This is a genomic window from Micromonospora sp. WMMD710 (assembly GCF_029626045.1).
GTDB lineage: Bacteria > Actinomycetota > Actinomycetes > Mycobacteriales > Micromonosporaceae > Micromonospora.
In genome coordinates this window covers 640,116-654,688 of sequence record NZ_JARUBD010000001.1, presented here as the reverse complement: position 1 = coordinate 654,688, position 14,573 = coordinate 640,116, and the positions used below count along the sequence as shown (strand labels likewise).

Genomic DNA, 14,573 nt, shown 5'->3' with positions numbered 1-14,573 from the left:
CTCCGGCACCGAACCAGCCAGCGCCGGTCATGGGTCGACCCGACTCAGTCATAGATCGCCTCCACCAGCCACTGCCCGGCCTCGACGGCGACCAGCAGGGCGGTGCCGTCGGCGAGGCTGACCTGGAACCGGGCCCGGCGGCGGGCCTCGACCGGCGCCCACCACCGCTCGTCCACCGGCCAGGGACCGGCCCAACCCACGATCTGGGCCGGCTGGCCGGTACCGACCACCAGCCGGGCGGGCGGAGCGCTCACCGCCAACCGCGCGCTGATCACCACCGGCTCGCCGGCCGCGTCGTGCACCGTCGCCGCGAGCGGGCTGGGCAGCACCATGGCCGGCGCGGGCGCCGGCAGTCGACCCGGCCACGGCGGAGCGCCGGGGCGGGTCGGGAGGCGTTCGTCGCCCCACGGCACGAGTCGTACCTGATCGGCGGGGGAACGCCCACCGCCGAGCACCGCGGTGACCACCGCCTCCGGGCCGAGGATGCCCTGCACCCGGCTCAACGCCCGGTGCGCCCGTTCCCGCTCCTCGCCGGTCTCCCCCCAGAGGCCGGCCTGCAGACCGGCCTGGGCGATCACCCCGTCCGGGATCAGCCGCAGCCGGATGATGCCGGCCGTCGGCCGGGCCGGTCGGGCGCCGGCGCGCCCGTTGCTGCCGGAGAGCCAACCGTCGAGCTGCCAGCGCACCCGGTCGGCGATGGCGGCGGCGGTGAGCAGGCCGTCGTGCCGCCACACCCGGTGCAGCTCCTGCCCGTGCTCGGTGATCGCCTCGATGCCGAGTCGGGTGCAGGCCAGTCCGTGCCCGGCCAGCCGTTCGTGCAGCTGTTCGGCCAGCGCGCGGGCGGCGAACGCCGCCGCGTCGATCCGGTCGATCGGCTCGTCGTGCTCGGCGGTCACCGTCAGGTCGGCCGGCGGCTGCCGGACGGCGAGCGGGCGGTGGTCGCGCCCGGCGGCGAGCCGGTGGGCCAGCGCGCCGTCGAACCCGAACCGGGCCAGCACGTCGCCGGCGGGCAGCGCGGCGAAGTCGCCGAGGGTCCGTACCCCCAGCCGGCGCAGCAGGTCGGCCAGCGCCGAGCGGCCGAGCGCCTCGACCGGCAGCCCGGCCAGGAACTCCGGTGTCCCGCCCGGCGCCACCACCCGACCGGCGCGGGCGGCCAGCCCGGCGGCGAACACGCCGTCGGCGATGCCGACCTGACTCTCCACCAGACACGACTGGGCGACGTGCTCGATGATCCGCTCGGCGACCGCCTCCTCACCGCCGAGGTAGCGGCTCGGGCCGCGAGCGGCCACCGCGCAGGCGCCCGGGCGGACCACCTCGACACCGGCGACCAGTTCCTCCACCGCGGCGACCACCGGCTCGAACGCCCGGGCGTCACGGCCGGGATCGTGCTCCACGACGGTCAACTGTGGGCAGCGGCCCTGCGCCTCCCGCTTGCGCAGACCTCGACGCACCCCCTCGGCACGGGCCTGCTCGGAGCAGGCGACCACCCGGTTGGCGTGCAGCACGGCGACCGGGCCGGTGGCCGGCACCCCGTCGACGATCTCGGCGGCGAGCACCGGCCAGTCCGGGCACCACAGCAGCAGGGTCCGTGCCGGAGAGCTGGTCATCCCCGCCCGACCAGGGCGAGCGGCACGGCCGGTCGGCCCACGGTCGACCGCGCCGTGCGGGGGATCACCCGGGTGAGTTCGTCGCCGGGGAGCCAGACCTTGATCTCCTTGGGTCGGGCGGCGGCCCCACGCCCGCGGGCCGAGACGGTGACCTCCCGGCGGCGCAACCGCCCCCGGCCCTGCCCGAGCCCCTCCCAGACCCCACGGACCACCTGCAACGTCACGTCCGCGCCGTCCCACCGGCCGTACGGGACGAGCACGCTGCCGCGCTGCCGGGCCCGGGCGGCCAGCCGGGTGGCGACCGAGGCGGTGACCGCGGCCGGTACGGCGGTGACCACGACATCCACCCCGTCGATCAGTGCGGCGACCACGGTGGCCCACTCGGGACCGGGATTCGGCACCAGGGCCAGCCGATCCAGGGCGATACCCAACTCGGCGGCCGCGCCCGCACCGAAGGTCGGCACCCCCACCACGGCACACCAGGAGCCGGCCCGGGACGCCTCGGCGAGCAGGGCCAGCACCAGCGAGGTGCCGCCGCTGCGTCGAGGTTGACCGGCGGCGACCGCGATGGTGCTGCCCCGGCGTAGTCCCCGGTTGGGCAGCAGACCGGTCAGCTCGGGCGTCACCGGCAGCACCCGGTGGCCGCCGACCGGGTCGGGTGCGCTCGCCGGGCGTACCAGATCGGCCAGTGCGGCGGAACCGACCACCATGCGGCCCGCCATCGGACCAACCCCCCGTCGTTGCTGTGGATCAGATCAGGACCGGCACGCTGTGACGCCGGCCGCCCGGCTCCCCCCGCCGGGCGGCCGGCATCACGGCGGGATCATGCGGCGAGACCGTCCAGGGTGGGTTGGTGGGCCACGCCGAGCGCGGTCTCCACCACCGTGACGAACTGGTCGGCGGCGCGGAGCAGGTCGTCGGCCTCCCGGGCGCTGACCACCCGGGGGATGCCGGCCTCGGCGGCGGCCCGTTTGCTGGCCCCGGCGGCGAAGAACCGGGCCCACTCGTCGAGCTCGGGGGCGACGGCGCAGAGCAGGACCCAGACGCTGGTGATCCGGTTGCGGCGGCTCGGTGCGGGCCGGGCCCGGGCGGCGAGCAGGGCGGCCGCCGCGCGCAGCGCCGCCAGGTGGGCGGCCGCGTAGCGCAGGCCGTCGGGCCGCGTCTGGCCGGCCTCGACCAGCCCGCGCCGGGCCAACGTGAGCAGCTGGGCGGGGGTGCGGTGCGGCAGCACGTACGCCGGCACCGTCGGTGCCTGAGCCGGGTTGGTCGGCATGGGACTGTCTCCTCCACGTGGCCGGGCGTCGCCTCGGCGCGGTGGTGCCGCCGATGAGACGCCGAGTCGGGTGGTGCGGAGGAAGACACACCGGGTGTGGCCGGCCGGGTGTGGATGCTTCCCCACACCACACCCGGCCGGCGTACCGGCGGGTTCGTCGCCCGCCGCCCGGGGGTCGTGGGCGGCGGGCGACGCTCCTGCCTGTCGGGACCGGGCTCGCGACTGCCCGGAAACCCAGGTGCGGCCCGCGGAGCCGCACCGCCCGGAGCTGGCGCCGCGAAACACCTCGCTCCGGCTGGTTGGAACGGGCGTTCGAGGCAATCGAACACTCGTTCTAACTGCTGCTGACAGTACACCTCCCCTCCGACGAAAATGCAACGTGTGACGCGCCGAGGCTCGCCACCCGGGCGCACCGGGGTGAACCGACACCGGCGGACCGGGAAGAATGTCCTCATGCAGCCACACCCGAACGTACGGGCGGTGCAGGACGCGCTCACCGCCGCCGGCACGCTCGACGGCACCGGTGAGCCCAGCACCGTCCGCCTGCTGCCCGACGCGGTGCACACCGCGGCAGCCGCCGCCGAGGCGCTCGGCGTCGAGGTCGGCCAGATCGCCAACTCACTGATCTTCGACGCGGACGACGCGCCCCTGCTCGTGCTCACCTCCGGCGCGCACCGGGTGGACACCGCCGGCCTGGCCGCGTCGATCGGGGTCACCCGGCTGCGCCGGGCCACCCCGGAGTTCGTCCGGACGCACACCGGGCAGCCGATCGGCGGGGTCGCCCCACTCGGGCACCCGCAGGCGCTGCGCACCCTGGTGGACACGGCGCTGGCGGCGTACCCGGAGATCTGGGCCGCGGGCGGCGTACCCCAGGCGGTCTTCCCGACCACCTACACCGAACTGCTGCGGGTCACCGCCGGCACCCCGGCCGAGGTGGCGTGAGCAAGCCCGCGGACCTGGTCACCCTGCACGTGTGGCGGATCTCCCGCGGCGCGTTGCCCCGGGCGCTGACCCGGATGGCGATGGACCCGCGCCGGCTGCGTGCCCTGCCGGGCGTCCGGTTCGGCAAGCTGCTGGGCACCGGAACCGGCACCGGCTTCGGCCCGGGCGACGCCGACCTCACCCGGTGGGCGGCACTGACCGTCTGGGACTCCCCCGCCGCGGCGGACGGGTTCGACGACTCGCCGGTCGGGCGCGCCTGGGCGCGGATCGCCCGCGCCTCCGTCCGGGTCGACCTGCGTCCGCTGAGCAGCCGGGGCGAGTGGTCCGGTCAACGGCCGTTCGGCGACCCGCCGGGCGGACGGGTCACCGGGCCGGTGCTGGCGCTGACCCGGGCGCGACTGCGGGCCCGTCGGGCGGCCACCTTCTGGCGGGCGGTCCCCCCGGTGGCCGCCGCCCTGCACGAGGCACCCGGACTGCTGGCCCGGTTCGGCGTCGGCGAGGCGCCGCTGGGTTGGCAGGGCACGGTGAGCGTGTGGCGCGACCCGACGGACCTGGTGGCGTTCGCGTACCGTCACCCGGAGCACCGGGCGGCGATCATGCGTACCCCCACCGCGGGCTGGTACGCCGAGGAGTTGTTCGCCCGGTTCGAGGTGCGCGACGTGGTCGGCGACCGGACGGTGCTCGGGTGGGTCGCCGACGGCGGCCCGGAAACGGTGAAGGGTGGACGGGCATGAGGTTGGTGCGCTGGACGCCGGACGATCTGGTCCGGCGGCTGGACGACGTGGTGGCCGTCTACGGCGAGGCGATGGGATACCGCACCGACCTGCTGGAGGCCCGGCGCGGCTACATCGCCACCCACGTCCGCCGGCCCGGCTTCCGGGCCGTGGCGAGCCTGACCAGCGAGGGTCACCTCGCCGGCTTCGGCTACGGCTACCTGGGCGCCGCCGGCCAGTGGTGGCACGACCAGGTGTACCGGGCGTTGGACGCCCCGACCCGCAAGCGGTGGCTCACCGACTGCTTCGAGGTGGTCGAACTGCACGTCCGGCCGCCAGCGCAGGGGCACGGCCTGGGCGCCGGTCAACTGCGGGCGCTGCTCGGCATGGCCGAGGGTGACACGACGCTGCTGTCCACCCCGGAGGCCGAGGAGCAGACCTCGCGGGCCTGGCGGCTGTACCGGCGGTTCGGCTTCGTCGACGTGCTGCGCGACTTCCACTTCCCCGGCGACGAGCGGCCGTTCGGCGTCCTCGGTCGGGACCTGCCCCTCGATCCCCCCGCGTCATGACCCGGCGGATCTCCTGGGCGCTGCTGGCCGTCCTGGTGCTCGCCCAGATCTGCTACCCGCTGACCACCGGCGCCACCCGGGCCGGGCTGACCGTGGCCACGGTCGTGCTCGGCTGGCTGCTCTCGGTGGGCCACGCGCTGCTCAGCAGGGGTCCGCGGGTCGCCGCGGCGCTGGTCGCGGTGGCCACCGGCGGCGGGTTCGCGATCGAGGCGATCGGGGTGGCCACCGGTGTGCCGTTCGGCAGCTACGACTACTCCGGGGAGCTCGGCCCCAAGCTGGCCGGGGTGCCGCTGATCATCCCGCTGGCCTGGACCTGGATGGCCTGGCCGGCCTGGCTGGCCGCGGTCCGGCTGACCGGTGGCGGCGGGTCGACGCCCGGCGGTGGCGTGCCGGCCGGCCGGTGGGCGGGGCGGATCGCGCTGGCCACGGTGGGACTGGCCGCCTGGGATCTCTTCCTCGACCCGCAGATGGTCGCCGAGGGCTACTGGGTCTGGCGGGACGCCACACCGGCGCTGCCCGGCCTGCCCGGCATCCCGGTCAGCAACTACCTGGGCTGGCTGCTCTTCGCGGTGCTGCTGATGAGCGCGCTGCGCCCGCTTGCCGGGCCGGCCGCCGAGCACACCGGCCGGCGCGACGACCCGATGGTCGCGCTCTACCTGTGGACGTACTTCTCCAGCATCCTGGCCCACGCGGTCTTCCTCGACCTGCCCGCCTCGGCGCTGTGGGGCGCCGCCGGCATGGCGGTGACCGCCGTGCCGCTGACGGTGACCCTGCTGCGCGCCCGGCGGGCCGGCGACGCGGCCCGGGAGGACCGCCAGCCGCACCGTACCGGCGTCGACGCGACCCGATGACCGTCCTGCTCGCCCTGCTGCTCGCCGTCGCCGCGCTGACCGCGCACACCTGGCTCAACGCCGCCCGCTGGCTGCGCCGGCCCACCGACCGGCCGGACGAGGTCGACGAGCCGGTGGCCGTGCTGCTGCCGCTGCGCGACGAGGCCGCCCGGGTCACGCCCTGCCTGCGTGCCCTGCTCGCCCAGCGCGGGGTGCCCGGGCTGCGCGTCGTCGTCCTCGACGACGGTTCCACCGACGGCACCTCCGACGTGGTCCGCGCGGTGGTCGGCGACGATCCGCGAGTGACCCTGCTCGACGGGATCGCCCCGCCGCCGGGCTGGCTGGGCAAGCCGCACGCCTGCTGGCAGCTGGCCACCCGGGCCGACCCGAGCGCCACCGCGCTGGTCTTCGTCGACGCCGACGTGGTGCTCGCCCCGCACGCGGTGGCCGCCGCCGTCACCGAGTTGCGCGCCGCCCGCGCGACCCTGCTGTCGCCGTACCCACGGATCGTGGTGGCGACGGCGGCCGACCGGCTGGTCCAGCCGCTGCTGCAGTGGCTCTGGCTGACCTTCCTGCCGCTGCGCGCGATGGAACGCTCGCCGCGGCCGTCGCTGGCCGCGGCGGGCGGGCAGTTCCTGGTGGTGCACCGGGCCGGCTACACCGCCGCCGGCGGGCACGCCGCGGTCGCCGACAAGATCCTGGAGGACGTCGAGCTGGCCCGGGCGGTCAAGCGGGCCGGTGGGCGGATCGCCCTGGCCGACGGTTCCCGGCTGGCCGCCTGCCGGATGTACGACGACTGGCCGCAGCTGCGCGACGGGTACTCGAAGTCGCTCTGGGCGTCGTTCGGGCATCCGGGCGCGGCGGCGGCCGTGGTGGCGTCGCTGCTGCTGCTCTACACCGCCCCGCCGCTGGTCGCGCTGGTGGGTGCGGCGGCCGGCGCGCCGGGGGTGGCCGCCGTGGGCCTGGCCGGCTACCTGCTCGGGGTGCTCGGGCGGGTGCTCACCGCGCGGGCGACCGGGGGTCGGTGGTGGCCCGACGCGTTCGCACACCCCGTGTCGGTCGTGGTCCTCGGTTGGTTGACCCTGCGGTCGTACCATCTGCGAAAGCGACGCCGCCTGACCTGGCGGGGCCGCCCGGTCAGCTAGGAGGCGCGGCATGGCGCGGATCGTGGTCGTCGGCGCCGGGGTGGGTGGCCTCGCCACCGCCGCCCGGCTGGCCGCCACCGGGCACCAGGTGACGGTCTTCGAGCGGGCGGAGACGGTCGGCGGCAAGCTCGGCCGGTACCTGCACGACACCCCGGCCGGGCCGTTCCACTTCGACACCGGGCCGAGCCTGCTCACGCTGCCCGAGGTCTTCCACGACCTGTTCGAGGCGACCGGGGCGAAACTCGACGAATACCTGGACCTGGTCCCGCTGGACCCGATCGTCCGGCACGTCTTTCCCGGCGGCGGCCCGACCCTCGACTCGTGCGCCGACCCGGTGGAGTTCGCCACCCGGATCGGCGCGGCCTTCGGCGACCGGGCGGCGGCCGACTGGCAGCGGCTGTGGCGCCGGGCCGCACGGGTGTGGCACGCCTCCGAGCGGGACATCCTGCGCCGCAGCGTCGACTCCCCGCGCGACCTCGCGTCGCTGGCCTGGCGGCTCGGTGACCTGGCCGCCATCGCCCCGGGCCGCACCCTGCGCGGGCTGGGCCGCCGGCACCTGTCCGACCCCCGGCTGCGGATGCTGCTGGACCGGTACGCCACCTACACCGGCGCCGACCCGCGCCGGGCGCCGGCGGCGCTGGTCGCGGTCCCCTACGCCGAGCTGACCTTCGGCGGCTGGTACCTGCGCGGCGGGCTGGGCACGCTCGCCGACGCGCTGCTGACCCGCTGCCTGGACCTCGGTGTGGTCGTGCAGACCGACACCACGGTGACCCGCATCGACGCCACCGGAGGCCGGGTGCACGGGGTACGCCTCGCCGGCGTCGCCGCGCCGGTGCCCGCCGACGTGGTGGTGGCGAATGTGGACGCGATCACCGTCTACCGCGACCTGCTGCCGCACTCCCGTCGACTGGCCGTGCTGACCGACCGCAGCCTCGCCGGTTTCGTGCTGCTGCTCGGCGTCTCCGGCAGCACCGGCCTCGCCCACCACAACGTCTTCTTCCCCCACGACTACGACGCGGAGTTCGACGCCGTCTTCGGCGACCCCGGTCGGGGCGTACGGGCCCGGCCGGCCGTCGACCCGACGGTGTTCGTCACGGTGGCCGACGACCCGATGGTCCGACCGACCGGGCACGAGGCGTGGTTCGTGCTGGTCAACGCCGCCCGGCAGGGCACCGCCGCGGGCGCGGTCGACTGGCGCCGCCCCGGGCTTGCCGACGCGTACGCCGACCGGATCCTGGAGGTGCTGGCGCAGCGCGGCGTCGACGTACGCGACCGGTTGCTGTTCCGCGAGGTCCGCACACCGGCCGATCTGGACGCGGCGACCGGGGCGCCGGGCGGTTCGATCTACGGCACCGCCGGCGGGCTGCTCCGCCCGGCCAACCGGGGCCCGGCGCACGGGCTGTGGCTGGTGGGCGGCTCCAGCCACCCCGGTGGCGGGCTGCCGATGGTGACCCTCTCCGCGCAGATCGTCGCCGACGAGATCGGCCCCGCCTGGTAGGCCCGCCACTCACCGGCTGGCCCACTCGGCCGGCTGGCTTACACAGCCGGCTGGCTCGCTCAGCCGGCGTCGATCAGCGCGCGGCGGACGGTGGACAGCAGCTGCCCCAGGCCGAAGCCGGCCAGCAGCACCCACACCGCGGTCGCCATGGTGATGGTGCCGGCGGCCAGGTCCGGTTCGATCAGCCCGGCCAGGCCGGCGACCAGCAGCCCGACCAGCGCGACCGAGACACGGGTGGGGCGTTCGCCCACGGTCACCGCGCCGATCTCGCGCATGCCGGCGGAGACCGCGCGGGCCCGCACGTACTCGTGCAGCCAGGACAGCGCGCCGCCCGCGACGACCAGCGCGCCCGGCGCGCCGACCAGCCAGAACGCCAGCAGCCACGCCACCTCACCGAGCCGGTCGGCGAGCGAGTCGTAGACGTAGCCGAGCCGCGTGGTGCGGCTGGTGGCGACCGCCACCGCGCCGTCCACGCTGTCGGCCACGGCCGCGAACAGCACGAACAGCGCGCCGAGGAACGGCCCGTCGGCCGGTCGGGTCGCCAGCAGCGGTACGCAGAAGCAGAGCAGCACCCCGGCCACGGTGACCGCGGTGGGACCGACCCGCAGCCGGCCCAGCACATACCCGACGTGGTACGCGAACCGCAGCCACGCGCGTACCACCGGCGCGGCGGTCCGGGGGTCGAAGCCGCCGTGCAACCGCGCCCACGCCGTGGCGTACTGATCCCAGTTCAGCTGTGTGCCCACCTGAGGATCAACCGTCCTACCGGGCATCAGGTGTCGCGGACCGCGCGTTCACGCCCGCGCGCCGGCCTTCAGGTTCTGCCAGACCTCGCGGGTGGCGGTGGACCGGTTGAGGGTGATGAAGTGGATTCCCGGCACACCCTCGTCCAGCAGCCGACGGCTCATCTCGCTGGCCTGCTCGACGCCGAGCTGACGGACCGCCTCCGGGTCGTGGGCGACGCGCTCGAAGCGAGCGGCCAGCGCCGGCGGGAAGGGTGCCCCGGACAACTGCACCGACCGCTCGATGGTGCCGATCTGGGTCACCGGCATCACCCCGGCCAGGATCGGGGTGGCACAACCGGCGGCGGCCACCCGGTCACGCAGGCGCAGGTAGTCGTCGGCCTCGAAGAACATCTGCGTGATCGCGAACTCGGCGCCGGCACGGCACTTGCGGACGAAGTGCGCGGTGTCGCTGGCCACGTCGGCCGAGCGGGGGTGCTTGTACGGGAAGGCCGCGACGCCCACGCTGAAGTCACCGGAGTCGCGGACCAGGCGGACCAGGTCCTCGGCGTAGTCCACACCCTCGGGGTGGCGGACCCACTCGCCGCCCGGGTTGCCCGGCGGGTCACCGCGCACCGCGAGCACGTTGCGCACGCCCACCCCGGCGAGCCGGCCGATCACGTGCCGCAGCTCGGCGACGGAGTGGTTGACCGCGGTCAGGTGGGCCATCGGCAGCAGGGTGGTGTCGGTGGCGATCCGCTCGGTCACCGCCACCGTGGTGTCCCGGGTCGAACCGCCCGCGCCGTAGGTGATCGACACGAACGACGGGCGCAGCGACTCCAGCTCGCGGATCGCCTGCCAGAGCAGCCGCTCCCCCGCCTCGGTCTTGGGCGGAAAGAACTCGAATGAGAAGGTCGGCTGGCGGTCACGGATGAGCTCCCCGATCGCCGGCTGCGGATTGGGGAGTACCGAGGGAAGACCAAGCGCCACGACCCGACTCTAGCGGGCGGCGCCATCGGGACCCAGGAGCTTCCCACCGTCGTGCACGAGTCGGTCGATCCGCCCCTGCGGCGCAGCCAGGCCGTCTACGGCGAACTCCACAAACTAATCGAGGCCGGCGTGATCGCCCCCGGCTCCTTGCTGCCCAGTGAATCGACCTTGATGGCCGAGTTCGCAGTCGCGCGCGGGACCGTTCGTGAAGCGTTGGCGCTACTGCGGGCAGAGGGCTTGGTGATGACAGAGGTTGGACGAGGCACCTACGCCCGTCCGAACATGCCCGTGCGTCGACTCGCTTCCGAGAGGTACCGCAAAGAGCTGGAGCAGGTTCGCAGCGGCGAGCTCGGAACGTCCTTCACTGCTGACCAGCAGGTTGAGTGGTCTGCCTACAGCCTCGACAGGAGCTACGTCGAGGTGCCGGCTACCGATCCCATGGCCAAGCTGTTCGGGGTGGAGCAAGGGACGATGCTGTTGGAGCGGCATTTCCTGTTCCGCACTCACGGCGTGCCGCAACAGATGTCCGTCTCGTCGCTGCTGCTCGACATGGTCGCCGGCACCCCGGTAGCCGACCCAAAGAACGAGCCCTGGCCGGGTGGCAACACCTCACAGCTATACAGCCTCGGGCATACCGTCACTGGCATCCGCGAGCGACCGCGATGGAGGATGCCGACGCCGGATGAGATTGAGTCTCTACAGATCCCTGGCGGCGTTCACGTCGTGGTGATCACTCGACAGACGTATGTCGGCGAGCGCGTGGTCGAGGTGGCACACATCGTCAGGCGTGCGGATCTGGTGGATCTGGACTACTGGATCGATCTTACCTAAACAATTCCGCTCCTGAGCTGACGCAATTTCCAACCGGGCGCTGGAACGTCAGCCTCTCGCCGTAGGACTTGATCTCAAAGATCGCAAGCCCGTGGATTGCCAGGCGTCCCCGTCGCGGTTGGTGTGAGCGCCGGAAGCGACCAACGCAAGCCGCTCATTGGGGCGGAGCTCACGGGATGCCAGCAGCCCCACCTTCACCGCGGCAGCACCGCCAAAGGCGGGGGAAGTCGTCGTACCCCGGGGGTAGGAAGGGGGGCACGGGAGGGGCGGCGGGGGTGGCCCGGTTCCGGAGTGGGGTCACGCAACCGAGGTGAGCCCGGCCCGTCGTGCGGGCGGGGTTGTCACCGCGTCGACGTTCCGCCCGGGAGGACCCCATGATCTCGCCCGCACCGCCGCACCGCACCCAGCTCGGGCCGCTGCTGGTCCGGCATCGGCTGGCCCGGGGGTGGAGTCAGCGACGCGCCGCCGCCGAGTTGTGCGCGGCGGCGGGCGTCGCAACGTTGAGCCGTCACGAGGTCTCCCGGTGGGAACGGCAGCGACGCGTACCCGGTGAATTCTGGCTCGGCTGGCTCGCCGTCGTGCTGGACGTACCGGCGGCGGTCCTCACCGAGGCGGCCGCGCGCACCCGGCGGGCCGGACCGCCCGCGGCCACCGGGCCGGGCCGGCGCAGCGCGGCGGCCGCGCGGCCGGCCGGGCGGGCCGGTGCCGGCGTACGGCCCGGCGGCACTACGCGTGGCGGTGGGGCGGGGGCAGTGGCGAACCGCTAGCGTCGTGGCGTGACCCACGCTGCTCCCGTCTCTCCCGTCGACCGTGCCGGCCTGCGGCAGCGGGTCGACAAGGCTCTCACCGAGTTCCTGGCCGGCCAGCGGGCCCGGTTGACCCGTGTGGACGACGCCCTGGTCCCGGTGGCGGAGGCGATCGAGGCGTTCGTGCTCGGCGGTGGCAAGCGACTGCGTCCGGCCTTCGCGTACTGGGGTTTCCGGGGCGCCGGCGGGGTGGACGGCGACCAGGTGCTCACCGCCCTGGCGGCGCTGGAGTTCGTCCAGGCCAGCGCCCTGATCCATGACGACCTGATGGACCGCTCCGACACCCGGCGCGGCGAGCCGGCGGTGCACCGGCGGTTCGCCGCCCGGCACCGGGCGGCCGGCTGGGGCGGTGACCCGGACGGGTTCGGCGACGCCGCCGCGATCCTGCTCGGCGACCTGTGCCTGGTCTGGTCCGACGAGCTGCTGCACTCCGCCGGCCTGGACCTGCGGGCGGTGGCCCGGGCCCGGCCGGTCTTCGACGAGATGCGCACAGAGGTCACCGTCGGGCAGTACCTCGACGTGTTGACCCAGGTCACCGGGGACACCTCGGTGGAGCGGGCCAGCAAGGTCGCCCGGTACAAGTCGGCGAAGTACACGGTCGAGCGCCCGCTGCTGTTCGGTGCCGCGCTGGCCGACGCGACGCCGGAGGTGCGGACGGCCTACTCGGCGTACGGGCTGCCGCTGGGCGAGGCGTTCCAGCTCCGCGACGACGTGCTGGGTGTCTTCGGCGACCCGGCGCTGACCGGCAAACCGGCCGGTGACGACCTGCGCGAGGGCAAGCGCACCTACCTGGTGGCGACGGCCGTGGAGGCCCTCGACGACGCCGGCCGGGAGCTGCTGCTCAGCCATCTCGGCGACCCCGAGCTCGACGAGCGGGGGGTGGGCCGGCTGCGCGAGCTGATCTCCGCGAGCGGCGCCCTGGCCCGTACCGAGCAGCGGATCGTCACGCTCACCGACACCGCGCTGGCGGCCCTCACGGCTGTCGACCTGGACACCGAGGCCCGCCAGGCCCTGGTGGACCTGGCCATAGCGGCCACCCGCCGAGCCGACTGACCGCGGACACCAGCCAACCCCGCACCCTCCCGCGCCCCTCCCGCGCCCGTTACCTTTTTGATCGTCCCCAGCCGGGGACCCTCGGTCGCCCGGCCCGGTATGACTTCCTGCCCCTGTCGTTCGGATGATCCGGGGGGTGTTGTCGCCGGGTCGGGTGGCGTCGGCGGACCGCTGATAGGGACACGGCCACCCGTGTTGGGGTAGGTCTCTTCGTAACGTGGCTGCCGGCAGTCCGACGCTGACCAGCGGCCGGGGCCACGGATCGATGCGTGGAGGCGGGTGTGGTGCACGACGGATACGGCGTCTTCCTGGGTTTGGACGTCGGTAAAGGTGATCACCACGCGGTCGGGTTGGCCCCGGACGGCAAGCGGCTGCACGATGCGCCGTTGCCGAACACCGAGGCCCGGCTGCGGCAACTGTTCGACAAACTCGCCCGTCACGGTGCGGTTCTGGTGGTGGTCGACCAGCCGGCCTCGATCGGCGCCTTGCCGGTCGCGGTGGCGCGGGCGTGTGGGCATCAGGTTGCCTACCTGCCCGGCCTAGCGATGCGTCGGATCGCTGATCTGCACCCCGGTTCGGCGAAGACCGACGCGCGTGACGCTTACGTCATCGCCGACGCGGCGCGCACCCTGCCGCATACGCTGCGGCGGGTCGACGTCGGCGACGAGGCTCTGGCTGAGCTGGAAGTCCTGGTCGGCTTCGACGACGACCTCGCCGGCGAAGCCACTCGGGTGTCCAACCGCATCCGGGGACTGCTCACCCAGATCCACCCCGCCCTGGAACGGGTCCTCGGCCCGAAAGTCCAGCACAAGGCCGTGTTGGAGCTGCTGTCGCGTTGCGGCGGTCCGATCGGGCTGCGCAAGTCCGGCCGCCGCAGGCTGCTCTCGATCGCCGCAGTGCACGCGCCCCGCATGGGAGAGCGGCTCGTCGAGCAGATCATGACCGCCCTGGACGAGCAAACCGTCACCGTCCCCGGCACTGCAGCGGCGGAGACGATCCTGCCTCGCCTTGCCGACAGCCTCCGCGACGTCCTACGACAACGCGACCAGGTCGCCGTCGAGGTCGAGAGGATGCTTGATGCGCACCCTCTTGCCCCGGTCCTGACCTCGATGCCCGGCATCGGCGTCAGGACCGCAGCCCGGATCCTGCTCGAAGTCGGCGACGGAACCGCCTTCGCCACCCCCGGGCACCTCGCCGCCTACGCCGGGCTTGCCCCCGTCACCCGACGATCCGGCAGCAGCATCCGCGGCGAACACCCACCCCGCGGCGGCAACAAGAACCTCAAACGCGCGTTCTTCCTCGCCGCGTTCGCCGCCCTCGCTGACCCCGTCAACAGGGCCTACTACGACCGCAAACGCGCCGAAGGCAAACGCCACAACGCCGCCCTCATCTGCCTCGCCCGACGCCGCTGCGACGTCCTGTTCGCCATGCTCCGCGACAAGATCCCCTACCAACCCCGCCCCACCGCACCGATCGCAGCTTGACGAAACCCATAGGGACACCCCCCAGCCCTCCGGCGGCCTCCGGCAGCCTCCGGCGGTTGATCATGGGGTTAGCGGCGTCCGCCTCGGCGTGTCGCGCCGCCAACCTCATG

Annotated in this window: 15 protein-coding genes; 10 read left to right on the top strand and 5 right to left on the bottom strand. The window is 74.3% G+C overall.

All coding sequences use genetic code 11. The features are described from left to right. Positions 1-44: 44 nt before the first annotated feature. The 3 genes from O7620_RS03160 to O7620_RS03150 form a co-directional block, all read right to left on the bottom strand. Positions 45-1,607, bottom strand: coding sequence for a DNA polymerase Y family protein (locus O7620_RS03160; protein ID WP_278121805.1), 1,563 nt, complete (start codon positions 1,605-1,607; stop codon positions 45-47). Further along, the gene (locus O7620_RS03155; protein WP_151492133.1) at positions 1,604-2,329 is read right to left on the bottom strand and encodes a hypothetical protein; all 726 of its coding nucleotides are present in this window, start codon (positions 2,327-2,329) and stop codon (positions 1,604-1,606) included. Before O7620_RS03155 ends, O7620_RS03160 begins: the two co-directional genes overlap by 4 nt. A gap of 101 nt (positions 2,330-2,430) precedes the next feature. After that, positions 2,431-2,880, bottom strand: a complete 450-nt coding sequence (locus tag O7620_RS03150) for an SAV_6107 family HEPN domain-containing protein (protein WP_278121804.1) — start codon at positions 2,878-2,880, stop codon at positions 2,431-2,433. Positions 2,881-3,333: 453 nt separating this feature from the next. On the opposite strand from O7620_RS03150, the gene O7620_RS03145 reads away from it, so the two are divergent. From O7620_RS03145 to crtI, 6 genes are read left to right on the top strand one after another with little or no spacing between them, the layout of a single operon-like run. Next, the gene (locus tag O7620_RS03145; protein WP_151492135.1) at positions 3,334-3,822 is read left to right on the top strand and encodes a YbaK/EbsC family protein; all 489 of its coding nucleotides are present in this window, start codon (positions 3,334-3,336) and stop codon (positions 3,820-3,822) included. After that, on the top strand, positions 3,819-4,556 hold the full coding sequence (locus O7620_RS03140; protein WP_151492136.1) for a monooxygenase: 738 nt from the start codon (positions 3,819-3,821) through the stop codon (positions 4,554-4,556). The genes O7620_RS03145 and O7620_RS03140 overlap by 4 nt, the downstream gene beginning before the upstream one ends. Then, a complete protein-coding gene (locus O7620_RS03135; protein WP_278121803.1) occupies positions 4,553-5,104 on the top strand; it encodes a GNAT family N-acetyltransferase in 552 nt (183 codons plus the stop codon). Before O7620_RS03140 ends, O7620_RS03135 begins: the two co-directional genes overlap by 4 nt. After that, on the top strand, positions 5,101-5,955 hold the full coding sequence (locus tag O7620_RS03130) for a carotenoid biosynthesis protein (RefSeq protein ID WP_151492138.1): 855 nt from the start codon (positions 5,101-5,103) through the stop codon (positions 5,953-5,955). The genes O7620_RS03135 and O7620_RS03130 overlap by 4 nt, the downstream gene beginning before the upstream one ends. Beyond that, positions 5,952-7,079: a glycosyltransferase family 2 protein gene (locus O7620_RS03125; RefSeq protein ID WP_278121802.1), complete on the top strand. Its 1,128-nt coding sequence runs from the start codon at positions 5,952-5,954 to the stop codon at positions 7,077-7,079. The genes O7620_RS03130 and O7620_RS03125 overlap by 4 nt, the downstream gene beginning before the upstream one ends. A 10-nt stretch (positions 7,080-7,089) precedes the next feature. Next, positions 7,090-8,577 (top strand): phytoene desaturase family protein, encoded by a 1,488-nt coding sequence (gene crtI, locus O7620_RS03120; RefSeq protein ID WP_278121801.1) that lies wholly within the window; start codon positions 7,090-7,092, stop codon positions 8,575-8,577. A 59-nt stretch (positions 8,578-8,636) separates the two neighbouring features. Here the strand turns inward: crtI and O7620_RS03115 are convergent, their stop codons facing one another. Next, positions 8,637-9,350 (bottom strand): CDP-alcohol phosphatidyltransferase family protein, encoded by a 714-nt coding sequence (locus tag O7620_RS03115; RefSeq protein ID WP_151492141.1) that lies wholly within the window; start codon positions 9,348-9,350, stop codon positions 8,637-8,639. Between the two features lie 21 nt (positions 9,351-9,371). Further along, positions 9,372-10,289: a methylenetetrahydrofolate reductase [NAD(P)H] gene (metF, locus tag O7620_RS03110; RefSeq protein WP_151492142.1), complete on the bottom strand. Its 918-nt coding sequence runs from the start codon at positions 10,287-10,289 to the stop codon at positions 9,372-9,374. Between the two features lie 51 nt (positions 10,290-10,340). On the opposite strand from metF, the gene O7620_RS03105 reads away from it, so the two are divergent. The 4 genes from O7620_RS03105 (at position 10,341) to O7620_RS03090 (ending at position 14,463) form a co-directional block, all read left to right on the top strand. Beyond that, a complete protein-coding gene (locus tag O7620_RS03105) occupies positions 10,341-11,120 on the top strand; it encodes a GntR family transcriptional regulator (protein WP_278121800.1) in 780 nt (259 codons plus the stop codon). A gap of 374 nt (positions 11,121-11,494) precedes the next feature. Then, entirely contained in the window at positions 11,495-11,887 is a 393-nt protein-coding gene (locus tag O7620_RS03100; protein WP_278121799.1) for a helix-turn-helix domain-containing protein, read from the top strand. A 9-nt stretch (positions 11,888-11,896) separates the two neighbouring features. Further along, complete coding sequence (locus O7620_RS03095; protein WP_278121798.1) at positions 11,897-12,979, top strand: polyprenyl synthetase family protein; 1,083 nt, start codon at positions 11,897-11,899, stop codon at positions 12,977-12,979. Between the two features lie 284 nt (positions 12,980-13,263). After that, entirely contained in the window at positions 13,264-14,463 is a 1,200-nt protein-coding gene (locus O7620_RS03090; protein WP_278126835.1) for an IS110 family transposase, read from the top strand. Positions 14,464-14,573: the final 110 nt, after the last annotated feature.